At 68.2% G+C, this 14593-nt stretch carries 13 protein-coding genes; 4 read left to right on the plus strand and 9 right to left on the minus strand.

The annotated features are described in order from the left end of the window. The first annotated feature begins 119 nt into the window (after positions 1–119). The 4 genes from FJV46_RS09195 to FJV46_RS09210 all read left to right on the plus strand — a co-directional run bounded on the left by FJV46_RS09195 (position 120) and on the right by FJV46_RS09210 (position 4547). A complete protein-coding gene (locus FJV46_RS09195; RefSeq protein WP_087027705.1) occupies positions 120–1466 on the plus strand; it encodes an ABC transporter substrate-binding protein in 1347 nt (448 codons plus the stop codon). A 139-nt stretch (positions 1467–1605) separates the two neighbouring features. Further along, positions 1606–2571: a carbohydrate ABC transporter permease gene (locus FJV46_RS09200; protein WP_087027707.1), complete on the plus strand. Its 966-nt coding sequence runs from the start codon at positions 1606–1608 to the stop codon at positions 2569–2571. Beyond that, on the plus strand, positions 2568–3533 hold the full coding sequence (locus FJV46_RS09205; RefSeq protein WP_087027708.1) for a carbohydrate ABC transporter permease: 966 nt from the start codon (positions 2568–2570) through the stop codon (positions 3531–3533). The genes FJV46_RS09200 and FJV46_RS09205 overlap by 4 nt, the downstream gene beginning before the upstream one ends. Positions 3534–3536: 3 nt before the next feature. Beyond that, entirely contained in the window at positions 3537–4547 is a 1011-nt protein-coding gene (locus FJV46_RS09210; protein WP_087027710.1) for a LacI family DNA-binding transcriptional regulator, read from the plus strand. 14 nt (positions 4548–4561) lie between these two features. On the opposite strand, the gene FJV46_RS09215 is transcribed toward FJV46_RS09210, so the two are convergent. The 9 genes from FJV46_RS09215 to FJV46_RS09255 all read right to left on the minus strand — a co-directional run bounded on the left by FJV46_RS09215 (position 4562) and on the right by FJV46_RS09255 (position 14312). After that, positions 4562–5401 carry a DUF8083 family protein gene (locus FJV46_RS09215; RefSeq protein ID WP_087027712.1) on the minus strand — a complete coding sequence of 280 codons (840 nt, stop codon included), beginning with the start codon at positions 5399–5401 and terminating at the stop codon, positions 4562–4564. Between the two features lie 5 nt (positions 5402–5406). After that, a complete protein-coding gene (locus tag FJV46_RS09220; protein WP_087027715.1) occupies positions 5407–6216 on the minus strand; it encodes an exodeoxyribonuclease III in 810 nt (269 codons plus the stop codon). 26 nt (positions 6217–6242) lie between these two features. Continuing rightward, positions 6243–7067, minus strand: a complete 825-nt coding sequence (nadE, locus tag FJV46_RS09225; RefSeq protein ID WP_087027716.1) for an NAD(+) synthase — start codon at positions 7065–7067, stop codon at positions 6243–6245. Positions 7068–7256: 189 nt separating this feature from the next. Then, positions 7257–8318, minus strand: a complete 1062-nt coding sequence (locus FJV46_RS09230; protein WP_087027718.1) for a Gfo/Idh/MocA family protein — start codon at positions 8316–8318, stop codon at positions 7257–7259. Positions 8319–8386: 68 nt separating this feature from the next. After that, positions 8387–9406 (minus strand): LacI family DNA-binding transcriptional regulator, encoded by a 1020-nt coding sequence (locus FJV46_RS09235; protein WP_087028036.1) that lies wholly within the window; start codon positions 9404–9406, stop codon positions 8387–8389. Between the two features lie 41 nt (positions 9407–9447). Next, a complete protein-coding gene (locus FJV46_RS09240) occupies positions 9448–10905 on the minus strand; it encodes a GH1 family beta-glucosidase (protein WP_087027720.1) in 1458 nt (485 codons plus the stop codon). Continuing rightward, positions 10905–11807: a carbohydrate ABC transporter permease gene (locus tag FJV46_RS09245; protein WP_087027722.1), complete on the minus strand. Its 903-nt coding sequence runs from the start codon at positions 11805–11807 to the stop codon at positions 10905–10907. The genes FJV46_RS09240 and FJV46_RS09245 overlap by 1 nt, the downstream gene beginning before the upstream one ends. After that, a complete protein-coding gene (locus FJV46_RS09250) occupies positions 11804–12931 on the minus strand; it encodes a carbohydrate ABC transporter permease (protein ID WP_087027723.1) in 1128 nt (375 codons plus the stop codon). Before FJV46_RS09250 ends, FJV46_RS09245 begins: the two co-directional genes overlap by 4 nt. Before the next feature lie 58 nt (positions 12932–12989). Further along, positions 12990–14312: an ABC transporter substrate-binding protein gene (locus FJV46_RS09255; RefSeq protein WP_087028038.1), complete on the minus strand. Its 1323-nt coding sequence runs from the start codon at positions 14310–14312 to the stop codon at positions 12990–12992. Between the last annotated feature and the right edge of the window lie 281 nt (positions 14313–14593).

The following is a 14593-nucleotide window of genomic DNA, read 5'->3' on the forward strand; positions in this document are numbered from 1 at the left end:
CCGTACGTAAGCGCTTACTCTTTCCCTATCTATTCAGTGAGGCGGACCGGTTTCGGCGGGGCGGCAGTGGTGCCGAGCGCTCGGGGCACGCGTGCCGCAGGACAAAGGAGTCTTTTGCAATGGCGAATTCTCGCGCACGGAAATTGGTGCTGCCCGTCGCAGCCCTCAGTGTTTCCCTCCTCGGCCTGACCGCGTGCGGTTCCGGCGGCTCCGACAGTGCAGGAACATCGGGCGACGCGGACTGCTCCGCCTACGAGTCCTACGGAACCTTCGACGGCGCGGAGGTCAGCGTCTACTCGACCATCGTCGACCTCGAGGCCGAACTGCTCGAGAACTCCTGGGCGGACTTCTCGGAGTGCACCGGGATCGACGTCGCCTACGAGGGCTCGAAGGAGTTCGAGACCCAGATCGGCGTCCGCGCCCAGGGTGGCACTGCTCCCGACCTCGCGATCTTCCCGCAGCCCGGGCTGCTCGCGGACCAGGCCTCCAACCTCGTGCCCGCCCCGCAGGCCGTCTCCGACCTCGTGGACGAGAACTGGTCCGAGGACTGGAAGAACTACGGCACCGTCGACGGGACGTTCTACGCCGCACCGATGCTGGCCAACGTGAAGGGCTACGTCTGGTACGTCCCCGCCACGTTCGAGGAGAAGGGCTGGGAAGTCCCCACCACCTGGGACGAGATGATGGAGCTCAGTGGGACCATCGCCTCGGAGGGTGAGATGAAGCCCTGGTGTGCCGGCTTCGAGTCCGGCGAGGCCACGGGGTGGCCGGGAACGGACTGGGTGGAGGACGCGGTCCTGCGCGAGCACGGCCCCGAGGTGTACGACCAGTGGGTCGCCCACGAGATCCCCTTCGACGACCCGATGATCGTCGACTCCTTCGACCGGGTCGGCGAGATCCTGAAGGACGACACCATGGTCAACGGTGGATTCGGCGACGTCCGGTCGATCCTCTCCACCCCGTTCTCGGAGGCCGGGCAGCCTGTGCTCGACGGCAGCTGCGCGATGCACCACCAGGCGTCCTTCCAGGCGGCGAACTGGCCCGAGGGCACCGAGGTGGCCGAGGACGGCGACGTCTGGGCCTTCATGACCCCGCCGATCGACGAGTCCCAGGGCACCGCCATCACCGGCGGTGGCGAGCTGATCGGCGCCTACGCCGACCGGCCCGAGGTCGAGGCACTGCAGACCTACCTGGCCAGCGCCGAGTTCGCGAACGCCCGTGTGTCGCAGGGTGGGGCCATCAGCGCCAACAAGGGGCTCGACCCGGCCAACGCGCAGTCCGACCTCGATCGCCAGTCGATCGAGCTGCTGCAGGATCCCGAGACGGTGTTCCGCTTCGACGGGTCCGACCTCATGCCGGGCGCCGTCGGTGCCAACTCCTTCTGGAGCGGCATCGTGAACTGGATCAACGGCTCCTCCACCGAAGAGGTCACGAAGTCCGTCGAGGACAGCTGGCCCAGCTCCTGACGCACGGGGAGCCGCCGACCCGCCTCCGGGCGTGACGGCGGCTCCTTGAGGAACGGGACAGGGCACCCCCTGCGGGTGTGCCCTGTCCTGTTCCGCCCTCCCGACTTCACGTCATCAAGCGCACCAAGGAGGCTGTGCTGTGGAAGATATTGCAGAAAAAGGGCTACAGGTCGTCATAGGTCTCGCGGTCTTCGCGGCCATCATCGGGATCATCATGCTGATCGTCGACCGCGCTCCCAAGAGTGGTCGGGAGAAGATCCAGATCGCAGGATTCCTCGCCCCGGCCCTCGTGCTCCTCGCCGTCGGCCTGGTGTTCCCCGCCCTCCAGACGTCCTACCTGTCGCTGACGAACCGCAACGGTGAGTTCGTGGGACTCGAGAACTTCGTCTGGATGTTCACGCAGCCGGAAGCGCTCGTGACGCTCCGCAACACCCTCATCTGGGTGATCCTCGTGCCGCTGCTCGCCTCGTCGGTCGGCCTCGCGTACGCCGTGTTCATCGACCGGGCGCGTGGTGAGAAGGCGCTCAAGGCCCTGGTCTTCATGCCGATGGCCATCTCCTTCGTCGGGGCCGGCGTCATCTGGCGCTTTGTGTACGCCTACAAGGGCCCCGAGCAGGACCAGATCGGGCTCCTCAACCAGATCCTCGTTTGGGCCGGGCAGGAGCCCAAGCAGTTCCTGCTCGACGCCCCCGAGAACACGCTCTTCCTGATCGCGGTCATGATCTGGATCCAGACCGGCTTCGCCATGGTGGTGCTCTCCGCGGCGATCAAGGGCATCCCGACGGAGATCGTCGAGGCGGCCAGGCTCGACGGCGCGAGCGCCTGGCAGCAGTTCCGCAACGTCACCATCCCCACCATCCGGGGGTCCCTCGTCGTGGTGGTCACCACCATCACCATCGGCACGCTGAAGGTGTTCGACATCGTCCGGACGATGACGGCCGGTCAGTACGAGACATCGGTGGTGGCCAACGAGATGTACACCCAGGCGTTCAGGGCCGGTGAACCCGGCAGGGGTGCCGCGCTGGCGCTGGTCCTGTTCCTGATGGTGCTGCCCGTCGTCGTCTTCAACGCCCGGTTGCTCCGCAAGCAGAAGGAGATCCGATGAGTACCGTGCCCCTCGAGAACAAGAAGAACCTCCAGCCGGACGTCAAGGGCGATCCCACACAGGACCGGCCGCCCATGCAGCGGCGCGTCAAGCAGCGCCTCACGTCACGGAAGGCGACGGCGGCCGCCGTCATCATCGCGGTCATCTGGACCATCCCCACCTTCGGACTGCTCATCTCGTCCTTCCGGCCCGAGGACAACATCAAGGGCAACGGCTGGTGGAACGTCCTCACGGACCGGCAGTTCACGCTCGAGAACTACGCCGACGTCCTCAGCCCCGGCGGCAGCCAGTCGCCCAACCTGCTCTCCTACTTCGTCAACTCCCTCGCGATCGTCATCCCGGGGACCGTCTTCACGCTGGTGCTCGGCTCCATGGCGGCCTACATGTTCGCGTGGGGGCGTTTCAGGGGCAAGGACAATCTCTTCATCTTCGTCTTCGCCCTGCAGATCGTGCCCCTCCAGATGGCGCTGATCCCCCTGCTGCAGCTGTTCACCCAGGTCCTGACCATCGGCGACTTCCAGCTGCTGCCGAGCGGTACCTACGCGCAGCTCTGGGTGGCCCACACGATCTTCGGGCTCCCACTGGCGATCTTCCTGCTGCACAACTTCATCGCGGAGATCCCCGGCGAGGTCATCGAGGCCGCCCGGGTGGACGGCGCGGGCCACAGCACCATCTTCTGGCGCATCATCGTGCCGCTCGCCACGCCGGCCCTGGCGTCCTTCGGCATCTTCCAGTTCCTCTGGCTCTGGAACGATCTGCTGGTGGCGCTCGTCTTCTCGGGTGGAGGGGCCGACGTCGCGCCCATCACCCAGCGTCTCGCAGAGCTCCAGGGCTCCCGCGGCGGAGAATGGCAGCGGCTCACGGCAGGTGCGTTCGTCTCGATCATCGTGCCCCTGGCGGTGTTCTTCGGACTGCAGCGGTACTTCGTCCGGGGCCTGCTGGCGGGTGGCCTGAAGGGCTGATCCGTGACCAGCATCGACGACGTCGCGGCGTCCCTCGGGGTCTCGACGGCCACGGTGTCGCGCGCCCTCCGGGGGCTGCCCGGCGTCGCCGAGGAGACGCGGGCCCGGGTCGTCTCGACGGCCAGGACGCTCGGCTACGTGCCGTCGTCGGCGGCGTCCGGGCTGGCGTCGGGCCGCACCATGGCCATGGGGGTCCTGGTCCCGGTCATCAACCGGTGGTACTTCTCCGCGGTGCTCGAGGGGGTGGACCGCCAACTGCGTGCCGCCGGGTACGACCTCATCGTCTTCAGCCTCGGCGGCGACGGCATCAATCGTGACCGCGTGTTCCACCGCTCCATCCTCCGCAAGCGCATCGACGCCCTGCTGGTGATGTGCATGCACCTGACAGAGGAGGAGCGGAAGGCCGTCCAGCAGCTGGACTACCCCAACATCGTGGTCGGCGGCGCGGTGGAGGGTGTGCGGCACGTGGGGATCGACGACGCCGCGGCAGCACGCGATGCCGTCGAGCACCTGATCTCGCTCGGCCACACGAGGATCGCCCATATGCGCGGGGGCGGGTCGTTCGACATCGACTTCGAGGTGCCGCGGATCCGGGAACAGGCGTACCGCGACGCGATGGCGGATCACGGACTGCACGTCAGGGAGGACTGGTCGGCCTTCGGCGACTTCCGGTTCTCCACCTCCCATGCCTCCGCCCTGCAGCTCCTCCGGGATCCGTCGGACCGCCCCACGGCAGTGTTCTGCTCGTCGGACGAGATGGCGTTCGGCGTGCTGAGGGCGGCCGTGGAGCTGGGGATCGACGTGCCCGGCGAGCTCTCCGTGATCGGGATCGACGACCACGAGTTCGCCGAGCCGATGGGTCTCACGACCGTCCGGCAGGACCCCGAGGACCAGGGCGCGTTCGCCGCGGACATCCTGCTCGGCGAACTGCTGCGGGACCAGCCGGCCGACTACCCGCCGTCCCGTCCGCATCTGCTCGTCGAGCGCGGGACCACGGGCCCCGTCAGGGCCTGAGCGGAAGCACCGGCTCAGGAGGCGCGGGCGAGTTGCCGGATCGGAATCCAGCGGGAGGCGAGGCGCCGGTAGGACGCCGCCGCCCCGAGCATGTCCGAGTCGGCGAGGCTCTCGATGCCGAGGCGCACGTCCATCGGGGAATCGTCCGGGAAGACGCGATCGGCCACGGGCCCGTAGTCCACCTCCACGACGGCGTCGCGCCGGAAGATCTCGAGCCACTCGACGATCTCGGTGAGTTCATCGAGCAGATCCATCTCCGGTGCGCCGATCGCGAGCTGCGCGACGGACCGCCTGCCGCGGTCGATGCAGTCACCGATCCTGGCGGTGACGCGTACCGTCGTGACCCGGCCGTCGTCCTCCACCACCTCCGTCAGATCGTCCTCGTGGATGAGCGCGAACCATGCGAAGGGCACGCCCCAGGTGGCGGAGCGCGTGTGCAGCCTGGCCACCGAATCGGCGAACGTGTCGGGGTCGAGCCTCGCCTGGTGGGCTTCGCGTGCAGCCTCCGGGACGAGGACGTCGATCAGTGGTCCTCGCAGGCTCTGGTCCAGCGACTCCGCGGCCAGGGTGGTCCGGACGGCGAGCTGGTTGGGACAGTAGTACGGCGCCGTCGTGCCGTTGAGGCTGGGGAAGTGGGTCACCCGGACCAGGTCGGGTTCGTGATGGGGGAACGGATCGGAGACCGTGCGCAGCACCCGGCGCAGCGACTGGTCCTGGTCGATCGATTCCGTGAGCTGCCGGTCGCGGGCGCGCTGCTCGAGGATGACGAGCTGCTGGGCGTCCGGGAAGGCGTCGAGCGGTTCGTACACGCGCAGGAAGGACACGTACGGGAAGGGCCGGGCCGCTCGGCCCATGCGACTCACGGCCCGCTGAGTTCCACGATCACGGGGGCGTGGTCCGAGGCGCCCTTGCCCTTGCGTTCCTCACGGTCCACGAAGGCGTCGGTGGCACGCCTGGCCAGGGCGGGGGAGCCGAGGACGAAGTCGATGCGCATGCCTTCCTTCTTCGGGAAGCGGAGCTGCTTGTAGTCCCAATAGGTGTAGAGGCCGGGACCGGGGGTGAAGGGGCGGGCCAGGTCGGCGAACCCTGCGTCGAGGAAGGACTGGAAGGCGGCGCGCTCGGCCGGGCTCACGTGCGTGTAACCGCCGTCGACGAAGAGGTCGATGTCCCACACGTCCTCGTCCTGCGGGGCGATGTTCCAGTCACCCATGAGGGCGATCTGCGCCTCGGGGTCCTCGGTGATCCACTGCTCGGAGTGACCGCGGAGGGTGTCCAGCCAGTCGATCTTGTAGGGCATGTGCGGGTCGTCGAGGGCTCGTCCGTTCGGCACGTAGAGGCTCCAGACACGGACGCCACCGCACGTGGCCGCGATCGCACGGGCCTCCTGCACGGATTCGGTGCCCGGCTTGCCGAAGGCGGGCTGATCGGGGAACGTGCGCTCGACGTCGTCGAGCCCCACACGCGACGCGATGGCGACGCCGTTCCACTGGCTCAGGCCGAAGTGCGCCACCTCGAAACCGCTGTTCTCGAACAGCTCCCAGGGGAAGTTGTCGTCCTTGCACTTGGTTTCCTGGAGGGCCACGACGTCGACGTCGGAGCGGTTCAGCCAGGCTTCGACGCGGTCGGCGCGGGCACGGAGGGAGTTGACGTTCCAGGTGGCGATCTTCACGGTCCCTACGTTACCAACGGCGCTGTTTACTCCCGCCACCAGGAATCGAAGATGGTCACCGGCACCGTGCGCTTGTGCCGCGTGATGTAGTAGCGGTGCTCGATCGCCTTCGCGGCGTCCGCCTCGACCTCGCGTCCCTCGAGGTAGTCGTCGATCTGCTCGTAGGTGAGACCGAGCTCCTGCTCGTCGGCCCGGCCCGGCAGCTCGTCCAGCAGGTCCGCCGTCGGGATCTTGTTGTACAGCGCTGCGGGCGCGCCGAGTTCCTGGAGGAGGGCTCGGTTCTGGCGTTTGTTCAGGCCGAACAGCGGCAGGATGTCCGCTCCGCCGTCGCCGAACTTGGTGAAGAAGCCCGTCACGGACTCGGCGCCGTGGTCCGTACCGACCACGAGCAGGTTGTGCTGGCCGGCGATCGCGTACTGCGCCACCATGCGGGCGCGCGCCTTGGTGTTGCCCTTGGTGAAGTCGGAGATCGGCTCGCCCGTCGTGTCCGCGTACTCCTGCTGGATGCCGTCCACGGCCGGTGCCACGTTGAAGACCCTGGACGTGCGGGGCTGGATGAAGGCGAGCGCGGCCTGGGCGTCCTCCTCGTCGTGCTGCACGTTGTAGGGGAGGCGGACGGCGATGAAGTCGGCGTCCACGCCCTCGGACCGGAGTTCGTCGACGGCGAGCTGGGCGAGCCTGCCGGCGAGGGTCGAATCGAGCCCGCCGCTGATCCCGAGGATGAAGCCACGGGTGCCCGTGGATCGTACGTAGTCCTTGAGGAATCCGACACGGCTGCGTACCTCGGCAGCGGGGTCGATGGTGGGCTTGACGCCCATGTCCTCGATGATCTGAGCCTGGATTTCACGCATGGCCCAAGGCTACTCCCGTTGCATTTCTACGAGGTTACGAAATCGGGGAATCGTCGCGGCGACGATGCTCCTTGGGGTGGCGGTCCGCCGCGCCGGGCTGTCAGACCCGCGGGAGCGCACCCGCGGGTTTGACGCGCCGAGCCGGGTGTCCGGCGGCGGCGGTGGAGGACGACGTCGGCCGGGCGTCGCTCATGCCTCGACCGCGACGGCGTCGCTCGGATAGCGCAGGCCCATCTGGCGGCGCGCCTCGTCGAGCAGTGCCATGGTGCCGACCGATTCCGCGGGTGTCATGAAGGGGCTCTCGGTCAGGCCCGCCTGCACGCACCTCGTCACCTCGCGCAGCTCGTACGCGAAGCCGTTGCCGAACACCTCGAAACGCTCCGTCCGCAGCAGGCCCTTCCGAGGCTGGACGATCAACTCGGTGGGGTTGAACAGCTGGGCCGAGGACCGCAGCCACCCTTCCGTGCCGCCGACGGTGACCACGCTCGGGCACTGGGCGCCGAGCGAGGTGATGAGCTGCGCGTGCGCGCCGTCGTCGTACCGGAGGGTGAGGGTGTTCTGGAGGTCGATCCCCTCGGGCGTCAGGACCCCGTCGGCTCGGACGCTCGAAGGCTCCCCGAGAGCCCCGAGCGCCCAGGTCAGCGGGTACACGGCGAGGTCCAGCAGGGCTCCGCCGCCCGCGGCCGGGTCCCACGTGCGCGACGACGCGTCGTAGGCCGGCGCGAACCCGAGGTCCGCCTGGAGCCAGCGGGGCCGGCCGATCTCACCCGAGCGCAGGATCGTGAGCGCGCGGCGGAAGCTTGGCAGGAAGCGGGTCCACACGGCTTCCATGAGGAAGAGGCCGTGCTCACGCGCGACGTCCGCGAGGTGCCGGGCCTGGCCGGCGTCCATGGTGATCGGCTTCTCGCAGAGGACGTGCTTGCCCGCCGTGAGCGCCGCCAGGGCGATGGCGTGGTGCTGCGCGTGCGGCGTGGCGATGTAGACGACGTCGACGGCCGCGTCGGCGAGGAGCCTGGAGTACCCGGGGACGTCCCCGGCATCCGAGTACGCAGCTGCGAACCCGAATCGCCGTGCGAAGGCCCGGGCGGAGGCCTCTGTCCGGGAGCTGACCGCCTGAAGGGCGGCGTCCTCGAGGCGGGCGAGATCCTCCACGACGCGGGCGGCGATGGAGCCGGTGGCGACGACGCCCCAGCGGAGGGGGCGGCCGGTGGCCACCGAGGGGAGGACGGCACTGACGGGTGCGGGGAGCATGGCATGGGCCTTTCGCGGGCGCGTCGGAGGAAGGGGGGGGTACGGCGGGTGGGACGGAAGAGTCCCGGTCAGGCGGAGTCGCGGACCACGAGCGAGGTGGGCATCCTCGTGACGCGCTCCGCGGGCTTGCCCTCGATGAGGTTCACGAGGATCTCTGCCATCTTCCTGCCGAGTTCGATGATCGGGTGGTGCACGGTGGTCAGGGCAGGGGTGACCGAGGTGGCGAACGAGTCGTCGTCGAAGCCCACGACGGCGATGTCCTCCGGGATGCTCAGGCCGCGGCCCTGGATGGCGGTGTAGGCGCCGGCGGCCATCTGGTCGTTCCCGGCGAAGACGGCGTCGATGGGCTTGCCGCGATCCAGCAGGCGGTGCATGGCGCGGGCGCCCGAGGCGAGTGTGAAGTCGCCGATTTCCGTGAGGCCCTCACCGAGCCCGGCTTCCCGCACCGCCGTCCGCCAGCCCGCGAGTCGGTCGAGCCCGGGCGGCATGTCCTGCGGCCCGGCGATCGTCGCCACGTGCTTCCGCCCGGCATCGGTGAGGAGCCGCGTGGCGCTGTAGGCCGCCTGCTCGTTGTCCGCCTCCACGTAGTAGCTCTCCCCGCCGCCGACGAGCGGGCGCCCGGCGAAGACCATGGGGAGCGACCCGGACAGGTGCGTCCAGGAGTGGTCCCCACTGTGGTGGGAGACCACCAGGACGCCGTCGACGTTGCCGCCGAGAAGGAACCCGCGGGTCTTCTCCGGCTTCGACTCCGATGAGATCACCATGTTCAGGGTGTAGTCGGTGTCCGTGAGGTACAGGGCTATGCCCTGGACCACCGAGGCGAAGAACGGGTCCGCGAAGACCTTCGACGTCGATTCGGGGACGATCAGTGTCACCGTGTTCGCCCGTCGCGTGGCGAGGGATCGTGCCGCGCGGTTGGGGGTGTAGTCGAGGGCGAGGATGGCCCTCTTCACGGACTGCGCGAGCTCGGGGTCCACGCTGGGGCTGTCGTTGACCACCCGGGACACCGTGGCCCGCGAGACCCCGGCCAGGGCAGCCACCATTTCGAGGGTGGGTACCGGCCGGGGCCCGCTGGTGTCCTGCGTCATCGTCATCTCCGGAACCTCGAACAGTGTGCCTGGAGGTTACTCTAGGCGTTCGCGGAGGTGAGGGCGGGCGCGTTCGCGGCAGCGATGAGCCGTGCGTAGGCCAGCCCGCTGTCCTTGATCGTCCGCTCGAAGGTGTCGTAGTCCACGCGCACCACGCCGAAGCGCTTGCCGTACCCCCACGACCACTCGAAGTTGTCGAGCAGCGACCAGACGAAGTAGCCACGAACGTCGGCACCGGCGTCGATCGCCCGCCCGACGGCGTCGACGTGGTCGAGGACGAACTGGGTGCGCTCGCGGTCGTGGACCGCGCCGTCACCGCTGACGACGTCGTCGTACGCGGCGCCGTTCTCCGTCACGTAGAGCGGCGGGAGGGCGGGGTACTCCTCGCCTAGGCGCACGAGCAGCGTGCGCAACCCGTCCGGGTTGACCTCCCAGTTCATGGCCGTGCGCGGGAGGCCACGGCTCGGGAAGGAGATGTCCTCCGAGCCGATCCAGCACGACGACGTCGGGCGGGTGGCGCCGCCCGAGTGGCCGTCCCCGTGCTCGGTGGTCGGGTGACCGCTGATGAGGTCGTCGTGGTAGTGGTTGACGCCGAGGAAGTCGATCGGGGCCCCGATGATCTCGAGGTCGCCCGGCCGGATGACGTCCCGGAGTCCGAACTGCTCGAGGTCGGCGAGGGTGTCCTCGGGGTAGGCGCCCCTGAGGATCGGATCGAGGAAGATCCGGTTCTGCAGCGAGTCGAAGCGGCGCGCGGCGTCGAGGTCGATCGGGTCGGCCGGGTCACGGGGGATCGAGTTGCTGAGGTTCAGGGTGATCCCGAGATGCGACGCCCCCCGGGCGCGGAGTTCGTTCACCACGAGTCCGTGGGCGAGGTGCTGGTGGTGGATGGCGGCCACCGCGGCGTCGGGCTCCTGGCGGCCGGGCGCGTGGACCCCGGCGGCGTACCCCAGGAGTGAGGAGCAGAACGGCTCGTTGAACGTGGTCCAGTGATCCACCCGGTCCCCGAGCGCCGAATACACGTCGTTGGCGTAGTCCACGAACCGGTAGGCGGTGTCGCGGTTGGCCCAGCCACCCTTCTCCTCCAGCGCCTGGGGGAGGTCCCAGTGGTAGAGGGTCAGCCACGGGAGGATTCCGGCACCGAGGAGTTCGTCCACGAGGCGCGAGTAGAAGTCGAGTCCCTCGGTGTTGGGGCCGCGGTCGCCGGGGCGGACCCTGGACCAACTCGTCGAGAACCGGTAGGAGCCGAGCCCCAGGTCCTTCATGATCGCGACGTCCTCCGGCATCCGGTGGTAGTGCTGCACGGCGTCCTGCAGGGTCTCGCCGTTGGCGATCGCGCCCGGGACGCGCGCGAAGGCGTCCCAGACGGAATCCTCCTTGCCACCCTCGTGGCTGGCGCCTTCGACCTGCGCGGCCGCGGTGGCCGAGCCCCAGAGGAAGCCCTCGGGCCAGGTCCTCGGGGCGGGCGGGGTCGGCTGATGGGATGTTGCGTCGAGTGGCATTAGCCCTTCACTGCTCCTTGCATGATTCCGGAAATGAGTTGACGGCCCGCGATGACGAAGAGCACCAGCAGCGGGAGGGTGGCCAGGACGGCGCCGGCCAGGACGATCGAGTAGTCCACGTACCGCGCCGACTGCAGCTGGCTGAGAGCTGTCTGCAGGGTGGGGTTGCCGGGACCTAGCACCAGCAGCGGCCAGAGGAAGTCCGTCCACGCGGTCATGAACGTGAACAGGCCCAGGATCGCCATGGCGGGACGGGCGGCGGGAAGAGCGACGTGCCAGAAGGTGGAGATCATGGAAGCTCCGTCCATCCGGGCCGACTCGATGAGCTCGTCGGGGATGACGTCCACGAGGTACTGGCGCATGAAGAAGACACCGAACGCCGTCACGAGCGTGGGGATGATGACGGCACCGATCTCACCCGTCCAGCCGAGCGTGCGCATGAGCATGAACAGCGGGATGATGCCGAGCTGCGTGGGGATGGCCATGGTGGCGATCACCGCGACCATGAGTCCGTTGCGGCCACGGAAGCGGAGCTTCGCGAACGAGTACCCGGCGAGGGTGGAGAACCCGACCACCGAGACCGTGATGATCCCGGAGATGGCCACGCTGTTGCCGAGGGCCAGCCAGAACGGGACGGTGTCGAACACCTCGCCGACGTTCGTCCAGAAGTTGCCGCCGGGGAACAGCGGCGGCCAGGTCTCCCCGAGAGCCTCGTTGGACCGGCTGCCGATGATCACCGACCACCAGAGAGGGTAGGCGGAGGCCAGGAAGAACGCGATCAGCAGGCCGTAGGTCAGGAACCCGGGCCGGCGCCCGTTGCCGAACAGCCCACGACGCAGGGAGCGCTTCCGGGCGGGCCGAGCTTCCGCCGTCGTCCGCGGCCTGGTGTCGATGGCGGTCATCGCACGTTCCTTCCGTTGGTGTCTGATGGTCCCGCGGCGCCGGCGCCGTGGTCCGGGTCGGCTGTAGGCGCCGGTGGCTGCGGACCGACGGCCGGGAGTACGACGGCGGGCGCTGCGGAGCGTTTGCGCCGGCGGCTGCCGGCACTCCTGCGCGGTCGGCGCCCGTCGCCGGTGGTGGCGATCCTCTGCGAGATCAGGTAGTTCATGAGGCCGAACAGCACGATGATGAGGAACAGGAGCCAGGCGATGGTGGAGGCCTTGCCGAAGTTCGATCGCTGGAACGCCATCTCGTACAGGTAGAGCACCGTTGTCTGGAACTGCGCTGCGGTTCCGCCGTACGTCCGCGGGTCGAACAGGCGGGGCTCGGTGAAGATCTGCAGCCCGCCGATGGTCGCGGTGATGACCACGAAGATCATGGTGGGCCGGATGCTCGGCAGCGTGATGCTGAAGAAACGGCGGAAGGTTCCGGCGCCGTCGATCGACGCGGACTCGTAGATGTCGCGGGGTACGGACTGCATGGCTGCCAGCAGGATCAGGGCGTTGTAGCCGGTCCAGCGCCAGTTCACCATGGTGGCGATCGCGATATGGCTCGGCAGGGTCTCGTTCGTCCACAGGATCCGGTCCATCCCGAAGCTCTCCAGGATGTTGTTGATCAGCCCGTACTGCTCACCGAACAGGTTCGAGAAGATCAGGGCGACGGCAACGGGGGTCACGATGTAGGGGAGCAGGATGCTCATGCGCCAGAACGTCCTGGCGCGGAGATTCTGGTCCAGCACGGCCGCGATGGCCGTGGCGACGATCAGCTGCGGGATGGTCGAGAGCAGGAAGATGCTCATCGTGTTGAACAGTGAGTTCCAGAAGAAGCGGTCCTGGAGGACCTCCTGGAAGTTCCGCAGGCCCACGAACTCACCCTGCCCCTTGAGCAGGTGCCAGTCGAAGAGCGAGACGAAGAAGGTGTAGCCGAGAGGGAACAGGCCCACCAGGGCGAAGAGGATGAAGAACGGTGAGATGTACAGGTAGGGCGAGGCCTTCATGTCGAAGACGCTCAGCCGCTGACGGAAGGTGAGGACGGGTTTCGCAGGGGCAGGGCTGCTGGCTGCCGGGCGGTTCAGTGTCGTGGTCATGAGGTTCCAGACTCCAGGGGGGCCTCCGGTGCTGCCGGAGGCCCCGCGGCCGGTGCTGCTAGTTGTTCACGACACGGTCGTTGAGGAGCTGGAGGGCTTCGTTCCAGGCCTCGTCGGCCGTGCCTGCATCGGAGTCGAGGATCTTCAGGGCCGGCGCGAAGACGTTCTCCTGGATCTCCGAGTCCTGCGGGCCCTTGAACTGGGCCACGACCCCTTCGGCGCGTGATGCGAAGATCTCACCGTAGGGAGCGTCGTTGAAGAGCTCGTTGGGCACGGCGTCGGCGACGATCTTTTGCTGCGCCTCGAGCGTGCTCGGGAAGTTGTTCGCGGCGGCGGACTGCTTGACCATCTGCTCGGGGTCGGTGAGCCAGGTGGCGAGCTTGGCGGCCTCGGCGGGGTGCTCGGAGCTCTCGGGGACGGAGAGGAAGGCGCCGCCCCAGTTGGACGCACCGCCCGGGAAGACATCGGCGACGTCCCACCCGGTCTCGGGGCCGCCACCGGCGGCTTCGAGCTGCTCCTTGATGGTGCCGAGCATCCACGCGGGGCAGACGTGGACCGCGAAGGAGCCGTCGACGAAGGCTTTGCCCTTGCCCCAGTCGAACTGCTTCTGGTTGGCGGAGAGGCCGTCGGCCGTCCCCGCGGCGAGGAGGTCGAACTGGGCGCGCATGGCCTCGTTGCCCTCGATGTTCAGCTCGCCGTCGGCCGTGTAGTAGCCCTCGTCCATCTGGTTGACCATGGAGTTCCAGACGAAGGACGACTGGTCGTACCACGCCTTGCCGGTGGCCTCGTTGTACTGGCGGCCCAGATCGAAGTACGTCTCCCACGTGGCGTCGTCGCCGCCGAAGAGTTCGGCGACTTCCTCGCGATCCGTGGGCAGGCCCGCGGCGTCGAACAGTTCGCGGTTGAAGCACAGGGCCTGGGGTCCGATATCCGTGCCGAGGCCGATCACGCGTCCCTCCGGGTCGGTGCCCTGCTCGAACTTCCAGTCCACCCAGTTGTCCTTGATGTCGGCGGCGCCGTACTCGTTCAGATCGACGAACTGGTCGGAGACCTCCATGATCGAGCCGAGCCAGCCCTCCTCGACGGCGACGACATCGCTCAGCCCCGAGCCCGCGGCGAGCTTCGTGAAGGCGTCGACGCGGGCATTGGCGCTGCCGTCGATGTTGTTGGCCTCGATGGTGACGCCCGGGTTCTGCTCCTCGTACTCGGCGTAGAGGTCGTCGTAGCCGAACTGCCCGAAGGTGGTGACGGTCAAGGTCACGGGGTTGTCGGCACTGGCCGCTTCGTCGCTCCCTCCGCCTCCGCCGCAGCCCGAGGCCACGATGGCGAGGGATGCGACGCCGGCGAGGGCGGTGATTTTCCTGAGTCGCGAGTATTCCACGATCACTCCTTTGTGTGAATGCGAGCGACATACGCCGACGGGCGGGAGAGCGCTCTCTGGGATGTGGGACCAGCGTATGTGCGGAATGTCACAACGTCAAGAGAGCGCTCTCTCGCTTCTCTCGGAGTTGCCCTGTTTCGCTCGGAAATGGGGCAAACAGGACAGCAGCACCGGCGAACCGCTGATGCCGGTGCTGTAGTGGATTGTCCGGGTGAACCGGGTGAACCGGGTGAACCGGGTGACCCGCCGCGCCGGGCGGTCAGACCCGCGGGGGCGCCTCC

This window comes from Arthrobacter agilis (assembly GCF_006494655.1).
GTDB classification, from domain to species: domain Bacteria; phylum Actinomycetota; class Actinomycetes; order Actinomycetales; family Micrococcaceae; genus Arthrobacter_D; species Arthrobacter_D agilis.